This is a genomic window from Klebsiella pasteurii (genome assembly GCF_018139045.1).
In the GTDB taxonomy this organism is placed as follows: Bacteria; Pseudomonadota; Gammaproteobacteria; order Enterobacterales; family Enterobacteriaceae; genus Klebsiella; species Klebsiella grimontii.
In genome coordinates this window covers 2,979,324-2,995,283 of record NZ_CP073236.1, presented here as the reverse complement: position 1 = coordinate 2,995,283, position 15,960 = coordinate 2,979,324, and the positions used below count along the sequence as shown (strand labels likewise).

14 protein-coding genes are annotated in these 15,960 nt (G+C 56.8%); 5 read left to right on the top strand and 9 right to left on the bottom strand.

Going from position 1 to position 15,960, the window contains the following annotated elements; genetic code table 11:
* Positions 1–2: 2 nt before the first annotated feature.
* The 8 genes from fabG to KCG39_RS13965 all read right to left on the bottom strand — a co-directional run bounded on the left by fabG (position 3) and on the right by KCG39_RS13965 (position 8,459).
* Complete coding sequence (gene fabG / locus KCG39_RS14000; RefSeq protein ID WP_142468419.1) at positions 3–737, bottom strand: 3-oxoacyl-ACP reductase FabG; 735 nt, start codon at positions 735–737, stop codon at positions 3–5.
* Between the two features lie 11 nt (positions 738–748).
* On the bottom strand, positions 749–2,341 hold the full coding sequence (locus KCG39_RS13995; protein ID WP_211811427.1) for an acyl CoA:acetate/3-ketoacid CoA transferase: 1,593 nt from the start codon (positions 2,339–2,341) through the stop codon (positions 749–751).
* Positions 2,338–3,894 (bottom strand): class I adenylate-forming enzyme family protein, encoded by a 1,557-nt coding sequence (locus KCG39_RS13990; protein ID WP_142468422.1) that lies wholly within the window; start codon positions 3,892–3,894, stop codon positions 2,338–2,340. Before KCG39_RS13990 ends, KCG39_RS13995 begins: the two co-directional genes overlap by 4 nt.
* 249 nt (positions 3,895–4,143) lie before the next feature.
* Complete coding sequence (locus KCG39_RS13985; RefSeq protein WP_004124827.1) at positions 4,144–4,533, bottom strand: VOC family protein; 390 nt, start codon at positions 4,531–4,533, stop codon at positions 4,144–4,146.
* Between the two features lies 1 nt (position 4,534).
* Complete coding sequence (gene fucP, locus KCG39_RS13980) at positions 4,535–5,869, bottom strand: L-fucose:H+ symporter permease (protein ID WP_004124824.1); 1,335 nt, start codon at positions 5,867–5,869, stop codon at positions 4,535–4,537.
* Between the two features lie 36 nt (positions 5,870–5,905).
* Complete coding sequence (locus KCG39_RS13975) at positions 5,906–6,847, bottom strand: ribokinase (protein WP_004124820.1); 942 nt, start codon at positions 6,845–6,847, stop codon at positions 5,906–5,908.
* 11 nt (positions 6,848–6,858) lie between these two features.
* Positions 6,859–7,548, bottom strand: coding sequence for a D-allulose 6-phosphate 3-epimerase (alsE, locus tag KCG39_RS13970; RefSeq protein WP_112166788.1), 690 nt, complete (start codon positions 7,546–7,548; stop codon positions 6,859–6,861).
* A 110-nt stretch (positions 7,549–7,658) separates the two neighbouring features.
* Positions 7,659–8,459, bottom strand: a complete 801-nt coding sequence (locus KCG39_RS13965; RefSeq protein ID WP_004124815.1) for a DeoR/GlpR family DNA-binding transcription regulator — start codon at positions 8,457–8,459, stop codon at positions 7,659–7,661.
* 364 nt (positions 8,460–8,823) lie between these two features.
* Between KCG39_RS13965 and deoC the strand changes: the two genes are divergently transcribed.
* The 5 genes from deoC (at position 8,824) to KCG39_RS13940 (ending at position 15,050) form a co-directional block, all read left to right on the top strand.
* Complete coding sequence (gene deoC / locus KCG39_RS13960) at positions 8,824–9,573, top strand: deoxyribose-phosphate aldolase (RefSeq protein WP_032741946.1); 750 nt, start codon at positions 8,824–8,826, stop codon at positions 9,571–9,573.
* Positions 9,574–9,626: 53 nt separating this feature from the next.
* Positions 9,627–11,132 (top strand): xylulokinase, encoded by a 1,506-nt coding sequence (locus KCG39_RS13955; protein ID WP_004124808.1) that lies wholly within the window; start codon positions 9,627–9,629, stop codon positions 11,130–11,132.
* Between the two features lie 47 nt (positions 11,133–11,179).
* A complete protein-coding gene (locus tag KCG39_RS13950; RefSeq protein WP_004124804.1) occupies positions 11,180–11,953 on the top strand; it encodes a DeoR/GlpR family DNA-binding transcription regulator in 774 nt (257 codons plus the stop codon).
* A gap of 622 nt (positions 11,954–12,575) precedes the next feature.
* Entirely contained in the window at positions 12,576–12,998 is a 423-nt protein-coding gene (locus tag KCG39_RS13945; RefSeq protein ID WP_004124801.1) for a hypothetical protein, read from the top strand.
* A 498-nt stretch (positions 12,999–13,496) separates the two neighbouring features.
* Positions 13,497–15,050, top strand: coding sequence for a peptide MFS transporter (locus KCG39_RS13940; RefSeq protein ID WP_004124798.1), 1,554 nt, complete (start codon positions 13,497–13,499; stop codon positions 15,048–15,050).
* Between the two features lie 40 nt (positions 15,051–15,090).
* Here the strand turns inward: KCG39_RS13940 and KCG39_RS13935 are convergent, their stop codons facing one another.
* Positions 15,091–15,870 (bottom strand): acetoin reductase, encoded by a 780-nt coding sequence (locus KCG39_RS13935; protein WP_004124794.1) that lies wholly within the window; start codon positions 15,868–15,870, stop codon positions 15,091–15,093.
* Positions 15,871–15,960 lie beyond the last annotated feature (90 nt).

Below are 15,960 nucleotides of genomic sequence, written 5' to 3'. Positions count from 1 at the left end.
CCTTACAGCACCATGCCGCCGCCGACGTTAATCACTTCACCGTTGATATAGCGTGCGCCGTCGGATGCCAGAAACGCCACGCACTCGCCAACGTCTTTCGCCTCCCCGGCGTAGCCCGCGGGTATCTTATTGATCATGATTTGCCAGACGTTTTCCGGGACGCCGCGCGTCATATCGGTATCGATAAAGCCCGGGCAGATGGCGTTAACCGTGACGCCTTTCTTCGCCAGTTCGCGGCAGGCGGTTTTGGTCATCCCCACCACGCCGGCTTTTGACGCCGAATAGTTGGTTTGCCCGACGTTGCCAAGCCAGCTGGCGGAAGCGATATTGATAATGCGGCCCGCGCCGCGCTCGCGCATGCGGATGGCGGCCTGCTGCATACAGAGAAAAGTGCCCTTCAGATTGACATCGATCACCGTGTCCCAATCCGCTTCGGAGAGTTTGTGCAGCATGGCGTCGCGGTTAATTCCGGCGTTATTCACCACAATATCCACCGGGCCAAACGCCTCTTCGGCCTGGGAAAACAGCGCTTCGACCTGCGCTTTTTCACCGATATTGCAGCTGATAAACAGTGCCTGCGCGCCCGATTCGCGCAGGGAGGCGGCGGCGGCTTCGCCGTGCGCGTCGCGATCGGCGATGATCACGCGCACGCCTTCCCGCGCAAGCACCTGGGCAATGCCAAAGCCGATACCGCGAGCGGCGCCGGTGACAATGGCGGTTTTACTGGCAAGTTTCATAGCTAATTTCCTTATGAGTCAGAGGATGAATTCCGGGACAGATGTTCCGCGAGGCCGCAGGGCTGCGGGGTGAACAAGCGGCTGTCCATAACCTGAAGGTCCGTGGCGATCGTCGGACGAAAATCCATATGCGCCAGGATGTCGCGCTCAAGATCGATACCGGGGGCGATTTCCGTCAGCACCGGCCCCTCCGGGCGCAGTTCGAAAACCGCCCGTTCGGTGACGTAATGCATGGTTTGTCCTTTGGCGCGGGCCAGCTCGCCGTTGTAAGAAATCTGATTAACCCCGGCGACGAATTTGCGTACCTCGCCTTCGCGACGGATATGCAGCGTCCCTTGTTCACAGGCGATCTCCAGCCCTTTGGCGGTAAAAGAGGAGCAGAACACGACGTGGCGGGCATTCTGGGTGATATCGATAAAACCACCCGCGCCGGGGCAGGAGGTGCCGAGCCGCGTGGCGTTGACGTGGCCGTGCGGGTCCATCTCGCCGGCGCCCATAAAGGTGATATCGACCCCGGCGCCGTTGTAATAGAGCATTTGATCCTGGTGGCTTATCATCGCGCTCAGATTACGGCCGATGCCGAAATCAACGCCGCCCGCCTGCTGCCCACCGTAGATCCCTGACTCCACGGTGATGGTGACCTGCTCGCCGAGCCGTTCTTCGTGAATGATGGCGCCAATAACGTCGTTGGGAATGCCGGTGCCGAGATTGATGACGCAGCCGGGCGTCAGATAGCGGCAGGCAATCCGCCCGATGAGCTTGCGCAGGTCGAGCGGCAGCGGCGCGTTCTGCGTGGCGGGAAGCTGGATATCGCCGCACAGCGCCGGATCGAAGTCCCAGCTGGAGGTCTGGCGGTGATCCGTCTGCGGCTCTTCGCACACCACAATGGCGTCGATCAGGTTGCCGGGAACGGTGATGCTTTTCGGATGCAGCGAGCCTTTCGCCACGCGATATTTCACCTGCGCCAGCACCTTCGCCCCATAGCGTCTGGCGGCGAGAACCGCGTGCAGAACTTCCAGCTTCATCACCTCTTCATCGGTCGTGAGGTTGCCGTCTTCATCAGCATGGGTGCCGCGCACAATGACCACGTCCAGAGGAATGGCCGGGTAGAACAGATACTCGTCGCCGCGAAACGTCACGTGCTCGATCAGATCGGGCCGTTCGCGGGTGCGGACGTTCATCCGCCCGCCTTCCATGCGCGGATCGACAAAGGTACCGAGCCCGACGGGGGAAAGGCGCCCCGTAAGTCCGGCAGCCATCGCGCTATAGAGATGAACGATCTGCCCCTGCGGCAGACACCAGGCTTCCACTTCGTTGTTGTTGATCATCGCCATCCAGCGCGGCGCCAGGCCCCAGTGCGAACCGATGAGGCGCGTCACCATACCCGGATGGGCGAAGTGCTGGATACCGCGCTGGCGATCGCTTTGCCCTGCGGCATGCAGCAGCGTCAAATCGCGCGGCTCGCCTCCGCTCAGAAAACGCGCTTCGATGGCGCCTAAAATGGATTCCGCCGCGCCGATAAGCGTCATCCCGACGGTACAGACGGTGTCTCCGCTGGCGACCCGCTGCGCCGCTTGATGGGCGCTGATAAATTTGTTGCTCACTTTTTATCCTCCGTTGATAGCGTGATGATGGATTCCGCGAGGCGCGTTTTAAGCTGCTGTTTGCTCACTTTTCCGTTATGGGTACGCGGTAAAACGCGGGTGAAAATAATGCGCGCCGGCAGCTTAAAGCGGGCGATTTTGACCTTCAGCCAGCCGAGGATCTCTTCGCTGGTCAGGTGGTGCTGACCGTCCGGCACGATAAACGCCACCGGCTCTTCGCCATAGACCGGGCTGGGGGTCGGGATCACGGCAACTTCCCGCACGCCCCGATAGGTAGAGAGGATGTTCTCCAGCTCCAGCGAGTAGATCTTCTCTCCGCCGCGATTGATCATGTCTTTGCTACGGTCTTTGATGTACAGCCAGCCTTCGTCGTCGAGATAGCCAAGATCGCCGGTACAAAACCAGCCCTGCGCATCGCAGCTCGGGCGTCGTTCGCTGTGCTGCCAGTATTCGCGGATCAACACATCGCCTTTTAGCCAGATATGCCCGATTTGCCCGGCGGGGAGGGGCTGCTGGAGATCGTTGCGGATCGTAATGGCGAGACCGGGGATCGCCTGGCCCGAACTGCCGCATTTAGCGCTGCCCCAGACGTCGCCCGGAAAAATCGTCGCGGGTGAGGTCGTTTCGGTGAGACCGTAGATCGGCTGAATCGCCGTATGCGGGAACAGGGTTTTTAGCTCAGCGATCAGTCCGTCGCTCAGGTGACCCGCGCCGCAGGCAATCGTGCGCAGCGCGGGGAAATCGCCTGGATGGCTGGCGCTCTGCTCGCGCGCAGCCTGGCAAAGCAGGATAAAAATGGTTGGCGAGCCGTGCAGAAAGGTAATGTTCTGCTCGCGCAGTGTGTTGATTACCTGCGGGGCGTTGAACCGGTGCTGTAGCCAGATGCTCGCGCCAAGGCTAATAAACAGCGCCAGCAGCGCCGACAGGCCGGTGATGTGATAGATAGGCACCGCCAGAATGGTGCTATCCGCGGCGGTAAGATGCAGTTTTTGCGTGTAAGCGTCAATCGCGCAGAGCAGGTTGTGGTGCGTGATAATCGCCCCTTTAGGCTCGCCGGTGGTACCGGAGGTAAACATCATCACCGCCGTATCATCGCGGTTAACCGGGGTCGGCAGACGGGTTAGCGGATCGGGAAGAGAGAGCGCCTGCCATTCGCTGAGCGAAATGCAGCGGGCGTCGGGAGTGTGTTTCAGCCAGTCCTGCACGGTCGCATCGAACAGCACGGCCCGGGGGGCGATATGACCCACCAGCTCCTCGCTTTCGGCCTGCTTAAGCTTAGTGCTGAAAGGGACCACTTCGATGCCCAGACCCAGCGCGGCAAATAGGACTTCGCAAAAAGCGGGATGATTCCCCCAGGCCAGCAGGATTCGATCGCCTTTGCGCAGCGACCAGACCTGGTCAAGCTGCGCCATCGCTCGCTGTACCCGCAGGTGAAAATCGCGGTACAGATAGCGCCGATCCTCAAACGCCAGCGCCAGCGCATCCGGGCTGCGGGTGGCGCTGCGGCTCAGGGCCTGGTAAAGATTCTGGAAGTCGGCGGAGGTGCTGCTCATTTGTCTCTCCTGATATCGCGTATTGACTGAATGTAGTCTGGGGAAATTCAGGAGAGGAAATTGCCGAATGGCTCACAATAGAAAATCAACAAAACAGAAGCAATTTTGTAACATTGCACAATAGGCAGGAGAGGCTGGGTAGGGGAGAGAAATCCTCGAATTACCCCGGTTTTTGTAAAGCCAGAGGAAGCCCGCTTTTAGACCCGTATTAACCGGGCCTAAAAGGGAGAAGGGAATCAGGCCGGCCGCTTAGCGCTTAAAGGCATCAAACTCGAGCCGTTCGCCGTCGGGGCCGCGAATAAGCAGGAAGCGCACATTTTCTTCCTCAATCGGCCCTTCATCGAGCGGATAACCGAGCGCCGCCAGCCGCCGCTGCACCGCATTCAGGTCGCTAACTTCCAGCGCCAGATGATCGATACCGCAGCGAGGAGCGTCAAAAGGCGTTCCTGTGGGCAGCTGGTACAGCTCAAGAACGGCGCCCCCCATTTCAAGGAAAGCGACTTCAATGGCGCCCTGCGGCGAAGGTTTGCTAAACCGCTGCTGGCGCTGAAAGCCCAGCGGTTCATAGAAGGCCAGCGAACGCGTTAAGTCGCTGACCTGATAGCCGATATGAGCAATTTTATTAACCAGTTCACGCATTTTATACCCCCTTACGCACGCACCAGAAACCGTAGAAAGCGACATATACAAAGCACAGGAGCGGGGCGATAAAGGCGATTTGCATATTGCCGCCGTTCATATCCGAGATAATGCCCATCACCAGCGGAATAACGGCCCCGCCGATAATCGACATCACCACGATCGAGCCCGCGGTCTGGGTATCTTTCCCCATGCCTTTAATGACCAGGCCAAAGTTAGTCGGCCAGCATGGCGCCATACAGAAGCTGACCAGAATGAGTGCATAGACCGCCAGCATTGAACTGCTGAACACGGCGACCAATAAAAGGACCGTGGCGGCCAGGGCAAAGGTGCCGAGCAGCAGCGCCGGATTCAGGCGGTTCATCAACCAGGTGGCCACGGTTTTACCCACGGCGTAAATCACCAGAGAAGCCAGCAGCCAGTAAGTCGCGGAGTGCTCGCTGGTGCCCTGCTGCACGAGCTGCACAAAGCGAATCGTGAAGCTCCATACGCCAACCTGGGCGCCGACGTACAAAAACTGCGACAGGATCCCGAGGCGAAAGCGCGGGATAGCAAACAGGCGTTTCAGCGTAGGTCCCATGCTTTCTGTCGGGATCTGCTGCTGTTGAGACGGCGTGCCCTTGCACGACGGGAATTTAATAAACACGAACACCAGCGCCAGTACTACCAGCACGGAGCCGATAATCAGATAGGGCCCGACCACCTGGCCGACCATCTGATGGCGCGCGGCGTCCGCGGCGGCGGCGGGCATCGCCAGCAGCTGTTCATGGCTCGGATCGTTTTCGCCAAAGACCATCACCTGGCCAATCAGCACGCCGGAAATCACGCCCAGCGAGTTGAAGATCTGCGAAAAGTTAATGCGTTGGGTGGACGATTGAATCGGGCCCAGCAGGCTTGAGTAGGTATTTGCCGACGTTTCCAGAAAAGAGAGTCCGCAGGCGATCACCCCCAGGCAGGCGAGGAACGCGCCGTAGGTCATGATCTGCGCGGCCGGAACGAACAGGAAACAGCCGAGGGCGTACAGGCACAGCCCAATAATAATCGCCGCTTTATAGGAATAGCGCTTAATCAGCGCCGCCGCAGGCAGGGCGACAAAAAAATAGCCGAGGAAAAAAATCGACTGCACCAGCGCCGTCTGGGTGTCCGTTAAATCGAAGCCCTTTTTAAACTGGGCGATCAAAATATCATTCAGGTTACCCGCCATGCCCCATAGAGCAAACAGGCAACAGACCAGTAAAAATTGCAGCCAGGGGGTGTGCGGTAAATACGCGCTGGTGTCCAGTTTTTCATGGTGGACCGCCGCTTTATCGACCTTATCCGTTATTAGCGTACTCATTGAGCTATCCTCTTAATGGTTTTTATACAGTAGGGTTTATGCCATTTGATAATCAGAGGCGGCACGCAAAAGCCGTTCTCGTGCCTCCTGGTAATCCGGTAAAGATGATGCGCCCTGCTTTTCGACGCTGACGGCGGCATAGGCCGCCGCGAATCGGGCCGCGGTATGCAGCGGCTCGCCGCAGGCCAGACGCGCCGCCAGCGCGCCGTTAAAGGCATCGCCCGCGCCGGTGGTATCGCGGGGATGAGAAGGAAAGCACGGGATAGGGGATTTCACGCCCTGCTCGCTCAACAGGGCGCCCTTTGCGCCAAGGGTGATAATGACATTGCGCGCGCCCTGAGCATGGAGCATATCGGCGGCCTCGGCCGCGGCCGCCAGACTGTCAACCCGGCGCCCGGTCATTAGCCCGGCCTCCGTCGCGTTCGGCGTGAGCAGATCCACTTTGCTTAGAAAGGCGCGCTCAACGGGCTGCCAGGGGGCGGGATTGAGCACCACGAAGGCCCCGGCTGCTTTCGCGGCGTCAACGACCTGTTCAATGGCGGAAAGATTGTTTTCCAGCTGAACCAGAACCACATCCGCGCAGCCGATAGCGGGGACGCAGCTGGCGATTTCATCATCGCTGACCGTCATATTCGCGCCGGGGTCGACGGCGATCATGTTTTCGGCATCGTTGCCGGCCACATAAATCAGCGCATTGCCGGTGGGGACATCTTCGGCGACCAGCAGCGTTACGGCGTTAAACCCCACGCCTTTCAGATGGCGGCGGGCAAAATGGCCGAACGTATCATTACCAATCTTGCCGATATAGTGGACATTCGCTCCCGCTTTTAGCGCGGCGGTGGCCTGGTTCGCCCCTTTTCCGCCGGCGCTGGTCATGCTCCCGCAGGCCACTAACGACTCGCCCGGGACGGGAAAGCGTTCCACTCTGGCCACCATGTCGAAATTGAATGAACCAAAAACGCAGACTTTTCCTGACATCATTCGCTCCTTTATACGCACTCGGGGGAGTGCAGCGCGGCGGACAGTTCCCGGGACATTTTTTCCCAGGCCTGCTCGAGCGGCATATCCGGGCGGAATAAGCCGCTGCTGCCCATCACTAATACCTGCGCCCCGGCGCCCAGCAGCTCACGGTAGGTGGTGCGGTTGCATGAGCCGTCGACTTCCAGCAAGAAGTGGAGGTCGCGGGTCTCTTTTAGCTGATGAAGCTGCGCGATTTTGGCGGTCATTTCGGGAATAAACGGCTGACCGGCATAGCCCGGATCGACGGTCATTACCGTGACCTTATCGAGCAGATGCAGATAGTGCTGCATGCTCTCAACCGGCGTGGCGGGATTGAGCACCATGCCCACCGCTTTACCCGCCTGGCGGATGGAATTGATGATGCGAAAGGCTTCCCGGCAAATGGTTTCCGGATGCAGTGAAATGGCGTCTGCTCCGGCTTCTATCAGCGCCGGGATAAATGCCGCAGGTTCCTCAACCATCAAATGGACGTCGATCGGCAGCGACGTGTAAGGACGAATCTGCGCGACAAAGCTGGCTGATAGCGCCAGATTTTTAACGTAGTGCCCGTCCATCACGTCGACGTGCAGCCTATCGGCTTTGCTATTTAAAAAGCGCAGCTGTTCGGTCACTTGCATCATGTCCATGCACATGAGCGAGGGAGAAAGGTAATAACGCATAAGGCCTCTTTTTATTCCGGTAGTGGCTGATTTCAGGCAAAGTCTGGCCCTGCCGCGTGAAGCAGCGTTTCGACAATGCGCGTATTGGCCGTCACGTCATGACGGCGCACTCAGGCGATTTGTAAGCCGACGTTGTGCCAGGTCATCTCTTTTTCCAGCAGCGGATCGGTAAACTTTTCGGTAATTAAACAGTCCAGTTCGCCTAACCCGCCGATCCGCGCGACGCCCGTTCGCCCCAGCTTGCTGCCGTCGACTAATGCCACCGTCTGACGGGCGGCCAGCATCATCTGTTTCAACAGGGCGGCGTGGGCTTCCGTACCCGCATATAAGCCGCTATCGCGCTCCAGTCCCTGGCAGGAGAAAAAGAGCGTATCGACGGCGTACTCCCGCAGCGTTCGTGAGGCGGTTTCACCGAAGAACGACTCCTCGGTCGGGGAAAAATCGCCCCCCAGTCCCACGAGATGCAACGAGCGTCTGCTCATCAGCGTTTGCAAGATGCGGATGGAGGGCGTAATCACCGTTAGCGCCATCTCCGGCATCTGCCGGGCCAAAAACCAGCTGGTGCTGCTGCCGTCCAGGACGATGGTCTGTCCCGGCTGCAGAAACTGCAGCGCTTTGCGGGCAACGCGCATTTTTCCTTCGCTGTGCAGTAGCGTTCTCTGCTGAAAGCTTCCCTGGCTATCTTCGACCGGCAGAGCGGGCGACGCCGCCCGGATTGCCGGCAGCGGGTTCTCCGCCGCCAGCGCTCCTCCATGGCTCCGATTTAAGATCCCTTTCCGTTCCAGCGCGCTCAGATCGCGGCGAATCGTTTCCCTGGAAACCTGGGTCGCTTGCGCGATCTCATTGACCCGCATTACGCCGTGTTGGCCCAGCAGTTCGACAATCAAACGGTGACGTTCCAGCGGCAACATAGCTCTCTCCTGAAGTACTTAATCAGATTACCTTTCCCTTGCGCGGGGCGTTGAGAGCGCGGGAATATCCTCTGAAGGCGATCTTTTCGTCGCCGGAGAATGTGACAGGAAACGCATTTCAACCTCCCTCCCGGCACCCGTTTCCGCTACCTCGCTCGTTATCCGGTCACAAACAAAAACAAACAAAAATAAATGCAATATTGCGGTTGTGCCCGTTTATGCCCATTTACGCCCGTTCAGCAAGAGCTTCGCTCATTTTCCGTCTGCTAATTAAAAACAAATGAAAATAAAAAAATGCTAATTTGATCACGTTATTTTCATTTAATGCGTTTTTAAATGGATTTAAGCCGATTAACAGCATTAAATGAAAGTAACTAAAAACAAAGAGCAGGATGAAACCATGAATGAAACAACCCGTCGTTTTGCGCGTTTAGTCGACCTGAGCGCAGTCCAGGCCACCAGTACCGAAGCGGACGTTCGCGCCTGCGCCGAGCTGGCTACCCGATACAACATTATTTCCGTCCATGTGCTGCCCTGCTGGACGCGTTTTCTCAGTACGTTGCTGCCGCAGCAGGGAACGGGAGAGGTGATGATTGGCGGGCCGGTCGGCTTTCCCGGCGGCGGGCATGCTACTGATACCAAGGTTCAGGAAGTGCGGCAGCTGATTGCCGATGGCGCCCGCGAAGTCGATATGGTGGTGAACATCGGCAAAGTGTTATCCGGCGATTATGACTATGTGCGCGAGGATTTACGCCGCGTGGTGGACGCCGCCGCGCCGGTACCGGCGAAGGTGATCCTCGAAACGCACTATCTCAATGAGGAGCAGATTCGCCGCGTGTGCGATATCGCCGTAGAGGTGGGGATGAAGTGGGTCAAAACCTCCACCGGCTGGGCGCCGACCGGCGCGACGGTGGAAAAAGTCAGCATCATTGCCGACCAGCTTAAAGGCCGAATCGATATCAAAGGCGCAGGAGGCATTCGCGATCTGGAAACGGTGCGCGCGCTTTACCAGCTTGGCGTCCGCCGCTTTGGCATGAGCCACGGTGCGGTCAGCAAAGTGCTGACTGAACTGGAGCAGCACCCGGAGCGCTTTCCCGAGCTGAACGCCGATTAAACTGAGAGACCGCGGGCCTGATGGCCCGCCATAAAACGTCACCGGAGTCAGTGATGAAAGATAAAATACTCACGATTGATGTTGGCACTGGTAGTACCCGCGCCGCTATTTTGTGCGTTGATGGCACGATGGTCGGCTTTGCGCAGAGGGAGTATGAGCAGACCACGCCGCGTGCGGGCTGGTCAGAACAGGCTCCTTCTCTATGGTGGCGGGCCGCCTGTGAATGCATACGCGAGGTGCTCTACCGCTATCCTGAAATGGTTACGCAGATTGCGGTCATTGGCGCCTGCGGACAGATGCACGGCACCGTCCTGCTGGACGACTGCGGCGAGCTGGTGGAGGACCGGGCGCTGCTGTGGAATGACAAGCGCAGCCAGCCGCAGGTGGATGCCTTTACCGCGCGCGAAGGGCGGGAAAAGTGGCTGGCGCATTTAAATAATCCGCCCGCGGCGGCCTGGCCGGCTTTTAAATTAGCCTGGTGGCGTGAACATCATCCGGAGCGTTGGCCAAAGCTCGCCAAAGTGTTAATGCCGAAGGACTATATTAATTTCATGCTCACCGGCGCCCTGGCGACCGACTATAGCGAGGCGTCCTGCTATTTCCTGATGGACAGCGAAACCCGCAACTGGTCTTCGCAAGCCTGCGAAACGTTTGGCCTGCGGGTCGATCAGCTACCTGAGCTTAAACTTTCCAGCGACATCATCGGCCAGGTGACGCCGCGCGCATCCGATACGACGGGGCTACCTGTCGGTATCCCGGTGGTGGCAGGCACGTCCGATATGGCGGCCTCTCTGCTCGGTTCTGGCGTGTATGAGCCGGGGATGGCGTCCGACTCCACCGGCACGTCGACGCTAATAACGGTGGTATCGCAGCGGCCGTTACGTCATCCGCTGGTCAATAATCTTCATCTGGCTAACGCGGCCTGGGGTGGATTTACGATTCTGGATGCCGGAGGCGATGCCGTCCGCTGGGCGCGGCTGGCGCTGGCCGATAACCAGATAACGCACCCGCAGCTTTTGCAGGAAGCAGCCGCGGTGCCTGCCGGTGCGGAAGGGCTGCTCTTTCTTCCCTATCTGACGGGAGAGCGCCTGGCCGAGCACACGAACTCGCGGGCGCAGTTTTTCGGCCTGCAGCGCAAGCATCGCCGCGGCCATTTATTTCGCGCGGTTCTGGAAGGGGTGGCCTTTGCGTCCTGGCGCAACCTTCGCCAGCTGCAAGCGTGCGGGCAATATCCGCAGCAAATGATCGCTTCCGGCGGCGGCGCGCGCAGCCCGCTGTGGCTTGAAATCAAAGCGGCGGCGTACAATCTTCCGATATTATCCACGCGCAATCAGGAGAATGGCGTCACCGGATGCGGTATTATCGCCGGGGTTGGCGCAGGGCTGTACGCCGATTTTGCCAGCGGCGTGCGGCAGACGGTGCAGTTCGACAAGCTGATTTCGCCGGATCCCCGTCTGCGGGAATATTACCAGGCCTGCAGCGAGCTTTTTGATACGCTCTACCGGCAATCCGCCGCCTTATACGACAGGCTGGATGCGCTGAGTGCGGGACCAGACTGAAGGTATGCTATCGCGCGGAGAGCGCCGTAAATATAGAGAGAGGCAGAATGTTTGCAGAAGAAAGACAGGAGAAGTTGCTCAGTATTCTCAGGGAAAAACGCAAAGTGGCTGTTTCTGAGATGTGTGACGTCTTTAATGTATCTGGCGCCACCATTCGTGCCGATCTCCGACAGCTGGAAGAGGAGGGGCTGCTGACCCGTACCCACGGCGGCGCCGTTCTTCGCACGCGGGCAAGCTTTGAACAGGCCTCTGACGCGCGCGAAATCGTCAACCTCAGCGCGAAAGAGCGCATCGGCCAGCGCGCGGCGGCGCTGGTTGAGGATGGCGACATTATCGTGCTGGATACCGGTACCACGACCCTGCATATCGCGCGCAATATTCGCGACAGACAAAACGTCACGGTGGTGACCAACGATTACCAAATCGCCCGCGAGCTGGAAGCCAGCCCCTCTATTCAAACCATTCTGCTGGGTGGGATCGTGAAGAAGGGGTACCACTGCGTGGTGGCTATCAACGGGCGCTCCATTCTCGATACGCTGAACGTCGATAAAGCGTTTATGGGCGCCAATTCGCTGTCGCTGAAACACGGCGCCTGCGTGGCCGATATCATGCTGGCAGAAACGAAACGCGGCATGGTTGAACACGCCAGCCAGGTGATTATCGTCTGCGACTACAGCAAGCTGAATAACACCTCCCTTGCCCAATTTACCGCCGCGGATCGGATTGATACCGTGGTGGTCGATCGTCTGCCCGATGACGTTCAGGCGTATCGCAACGCCGGCATTCAGGTGATCTCCCTGGATGAAGAGGCGCACCCCTAGCGTTCTGTTCCGGCAGCGGCGCCACCGACCCGCAGTTTTACGGTAAAGGGCTCGGTAATGCGCTGCATAAAGGATACCCGCTGCTGGCTGAGATAAACCCGGCGCTGAGAAAGTGATGGCTTCTCCAGAATATAGCGAAATGAAACCACGCTGGATGAAATCGTCGTTGATAGTGGCGTACAGGAAAGATACCCCCGGAGGGTATAGCGCCACAAACGTACCTGTATGCCATCGGGAGCATCGGCTTATCCGTCAACGAACAAACGGGTCACTGGTTTTCCCGCTTTTTAAAAGTTTTCAATACATTATGCGCATAGCTAATATAATCCTTAGCAAGTAGACATTTAAAATGTTACGTGAAACTTCTGAAAAACATGTCTAATGAAATAAAAAGTGGATTTTATTTCAATCTTTATGTCAGAATCGCGTTATGACAGTAAAAACCATATTTTATATATTGTCATTATGCAAGCCATAATGAGCGGTTATTACCGAACGCTACAGAAATAATATTCTGAGGCGTTGTCTGATTATCCGCATGGAGAATTATCGTGATGCTATCCTATTTTAAAAACTTCGCTGGTGATTATGTAGGATAGACATCATATGGCAGGAAGAATAAATGAGTTCGATGACAAATAGCCTGGAAAGATTAAGGGAAGAAAAGGAGAAAATAAAACGACAGCGGCATGAGTTTAAAATAAAATTCGTGTGCTTGTATGTCTCAATATTGTCACATCTAAAAGCTAACCCTGATAATAAAGTTACCAAGGGATCTTTTGGTGATACCAAAAAAATAACCGTGGCAAACGATGGCTTCTTTTTTGATATTAGTTTCAAATATGACTATGCAAGAAATAAAGTGCGGATCGTTGTATCTGAAGAAAGTCTATCGCTGAAAGTCAGGCTCACCCTGAGGCTGGTGACATCAAAAGCGAAATGGCGCATTGTAAAAATATCCCATAAAAAGTTTAAGTATCTTTTTAGAGTCATGAAGCCACAAATGATTGAGGGGCTTATCGTCTTTTTGATCCGCTATCTGTAGATATTTCCTCTCCGTCAGCGGGCCATCTAGTCGGGATGCTCGCTACGAGCGTTCCTCCGGCTGCCGGTTGGAATATTCCCTGCCGCGAGTCCCGTCTTGTTTGAGTCGATGAGAATGCCATTAAACGGCGTTACTCAATAAAGCCCACCATTAATGCTGTTTTTTCCTGCTTTTCCCCCTTTTACCGCCCGGGTTTCCTGGTGGGATGAGGTTGCTATGGTAATTTATTAACTTATTGTAATTAAATAGAAAAGTATCATTTTTGTCATGAATGCCTCTGTCAATCACATTTCCCCTCTCACCAACTTTAAATCTGTAAAAGTAGACGTTTGTCGACTTTTCATCTAAAAAGTTGGGGGAAGGGACTAGACAGGACCATTATTAGGTTATCAAATGGTTAAATTACGTCACATTAAATGTGAATGATTGGTCTTATGTATAAAAGGCCAACACGCTTTCCGCTGCGTTAAAGCGCTGCGGACATCTTTGGGAGAAGTTATGCATTCCTCTGTTAATAAAAATGAAACTCGGACCTTTTTTGGTCATCCTTACCCCCTCGGTTCACTGTTTTTCACCGAAATGTGGGAACGGTTCTCGTTTTACGGTATTCGTCCGTTACTGATCCTGTTTATGGCGGCCACCGTCTATGACGGTGGGATGGGGCTGGCGCGCGAGAACGCGTCGGCCATTGTCGGGATCTTTGCCGGGACCATGTATCTTGCCGCGCTGCCGGGCGGCTGGCTGGCTGATAACTGGCTCGGGCAACAAAAGGCGGTCTGGTACGGTTCGATACTGATCGCTCTGGGCCATCTCTCCATCGCCCTGTCGGCGGTGATGGGCGATAGCCTGTTCTTTATTGGCCTGATGTTTATCGTGCTCGGTTCCGGCCTGTTTAAAACCTGTATTTCGGTGATGGTCGGTACCCTCTACAAAAAAGGCGATGCGCGCCGCGATGGCGGCTTCTCGCTGTTTTATATGGGCATCAACATGGGGTCGTTTATCGCCCCGCTGATCTCCGGCTGGCTGATTAAATCCCACGGCTGGCACTGGGGCTTCGGCATCGGCGGCATCGGGATGCTGGTCGCGCTGATTATCTTCCGCGTTTTTGCCGTCCCGGCGATGAAACGCTACGACAGTGAAGTCGGCCTCGATTCCACCTGGAACAGCCCGGTAGTGAAACGAAATGGCGTCGGCGCATGGTTGCTGGCGCTAACGGTGGGCGTGGCGGTTATCATCGCCTTGATTGCCCAGGGCGTTATCGTGATTAACCCGGTGGCGGTCGCCAGCGTACTGGTCTACGTGATTGCGGCGTCGGTGGTACTCTATTTTATCTACCTGTTCGTCTTCGCCGGATTGAGCCGCAAAGAGCGCGCCCGCCTGCTGGTATGCTTTATCCTGCTGATCTCTGCCGCCTTTTTCTGGTCGGCGTTTGAGCAGAAACCGACCTCGTTTAACCTGTTCGCTAACGACTATACCAACCGTATGCTCGGCTCCTTCGAGATCCCGGCGGTGTGGTTCCAGTCGATTAACGCCCTGTTTATTATTCTGCTGGCGCCGGTATTTAGCTGGGCGTGGCCTGCGCTGGCGCGTAAAAACGTGCGTCCGAGCAGCATCACCAAGTTTGTTATCGGTATTTTATGCGCGGCGGCGGGCTTTGGCCTGATGATGCTGGCGGCGCAAAACGTCCTGAGCAACAACGGCGCGGGCGTCTCGCCGATGTGGCTGGTGGGCAGTATTCTGATGCTGACGCTGGGCGAGCTGTGCCTCAGCCCGATTGGCCTCGCGACCATGACGCTGCTGGCGCCGGAAAGAATGCGCGGCCAGATGATGGGGCTGTGGTTCTGCGCCAGCGCCCTGGGGAACCTGGCGGCGGGTCTGATTGGCGGTCACGTGAAGGCCGATCAGCTGGATATGCTGCCCGACCTGTTCGCACGCTGCTCTATTGCGCTGCTGATCTGCGCCGCGGTGCTGTGCCTGCTGATTGTTCCGGTTCGCCGGATGCTGGAAAACACCCGTAGCGACAAGCCGCAGGAGCCCGCGGCTAACGCGTAACCCCGCAAAAACCCGGCGCGTTCTGCGCCGGGTTTATCCCTTAACGGTAAACAATACCGCCATCGATCAGAATCGACTGACCGGTAACATAATCGGAATCCGGGCCTGCCAGATAAGAGACCAGGCTTGCCACATCGTCCGGCGTTTCGGCGCGGCCAAGGGCGATGCCTTCAACGTATTTTTTATAAGTTTCGCCCACCGGCGCACCGGTAATTTCCGCAAAGCGCTTATCGATTTCGGTCCACATCCCGGTTCCCACAATCCCCGGACAGTAGGCATTAACCGTAATGCCGCGGCTGGCATACTCCTTCGCCGCCGCCTGCGTCAGGGCGCGTACGGCAAATTTGGTGGCGGAATAAACGCCCAGCAGCGCGAAACCATCATGACCGGCGATAGAGCAGGCGTTGATGATTTTCCCTTTCTGCTGACGATCGATGAATTTTTTCGCCGCCGCCTGAATACCCCACAGGGTACCCTGAACGTTGATGCGCATGATGCGGTCCACTTCTTCAGGCGTCACATCGGCCAGCGCCTGAACCTGGGCGATCCCGGCGTTGTTCACGATAATATCAAAGCCGCCCAGCTGTTTTTCCGCTTCATCAATGGCGGCGTACACCTGCGCGCGATCGGCGATGTTAGCGACGAAGGTGGCTGCTTTGCGTCCCAGCGCTTCCACTTCGGCGGCGACGGCGGCAATCCCTTCAGGGTTCACGTCGACCAGCATCACCGACGCGCCGTCTTTGGCCAGACGCAACGCAATACCGCGGCCAATGCCCTGACCGGCGCCGGTTACCAGCGCAACTTTATTTTCGATAGCCATGTCTGTACTCACCTTGTACTGATTAATAAACTAGGGAGGCCCGCGGCCGATGTCGTCGTAGCCGCTGCGGCGAATGGCACTACTCTATCG

Bases quoted from the DNA above. Each gene is read 5' to 3' on its own strand.
- fabG (WP_142468419.1), bottom strand. From the start codon at position 737: ATGAAACTTGCCAGTAAAACCGCCATTGTCACCGGCGCCGCTCGCGGT.
- KCG39_RS13990 (WP_142468422.1), bottom strand. From the start codon at position 3,894: ATGAGCAGCACCTCCGCCGACTTCCAGAATCTTTACCAGGCCCTGAGC.
- KCG39_RS13985 (WP_004124827.1), bottom strand. From the start codon at position 4,533: ATGCGTGAACTGGTTAATAAAATTGCTCATATCGGCTATCAGGTCAGC.
- fucP (WP_004124824.1), bottom strand. From the start codon at position 5,869: ATGAGTACGCTAATAACGGATAAGGTCGATAAAGCGGCGGTCCACCAT.
- KCG39_RS13975 (WP_004124820.1), bottom strand. From the start codon at position 6,847: ATGTCAGGAAAAGTCTGCGTTTTTGGTTCATTCAATTTCGACATGGTG.
- alsE (WP_112166788.1), bottom strand. From the start codon at position 7,548: ATGCGTTATTACCTTTCTCCCTCGCTCATGTGCATGGACATGATGCAA.
- KCG39_RS13965 (WP_004124815.1), bottom strand. From the start codon at position 8,459: ATGTTGCCGCTGGAACGTCACCGTTTGATTGTCGAACTGCTGGGCCAA.
- deoC (WP_032741946.1), top strand. From the start codon at position 8,824: ATGAAAGTAACTAAAAACAAAGAGCAGGATGAAACCATGAATGAAACA.
- KCG39_RS13955 (WP_004124808.1), top strand. From the start codon at position 9,627: ATGAAAGATAAAATACTCACGATTGATGTTGGCACTGGTAGTACCCGC.
- KCG39_RS13950 (WP_004124804.1), top strand. From the start codon at position 11,180: ATGTTTGCAGAAGAAAGACAGGAGAAGTTGCTCAGTATTCTCAGGGAA.
- KCG39_RS13945 (WP_004124801.1), top strand. From the start codon at position 12,576: ATGAGTTCGATGACAAATAGCCTGGAAAGATTAAGGGAAGAAAAGGAG.
- KCG39_RS13940 (WP_004124798.1), top strand. From the start codon at position 13,497: ATGCATTCCTCTGTTAATAAAAATGAAACTCGGACCTTTTTTGGTCAT.
- KCG39_RS13935 (WP_004124794.1), bottom strand. From the start codon at position 15,870: ATGGCTATCGAAAATAAAGTTGCGCTGGTAACCGGCGCCGGTCAGGGC.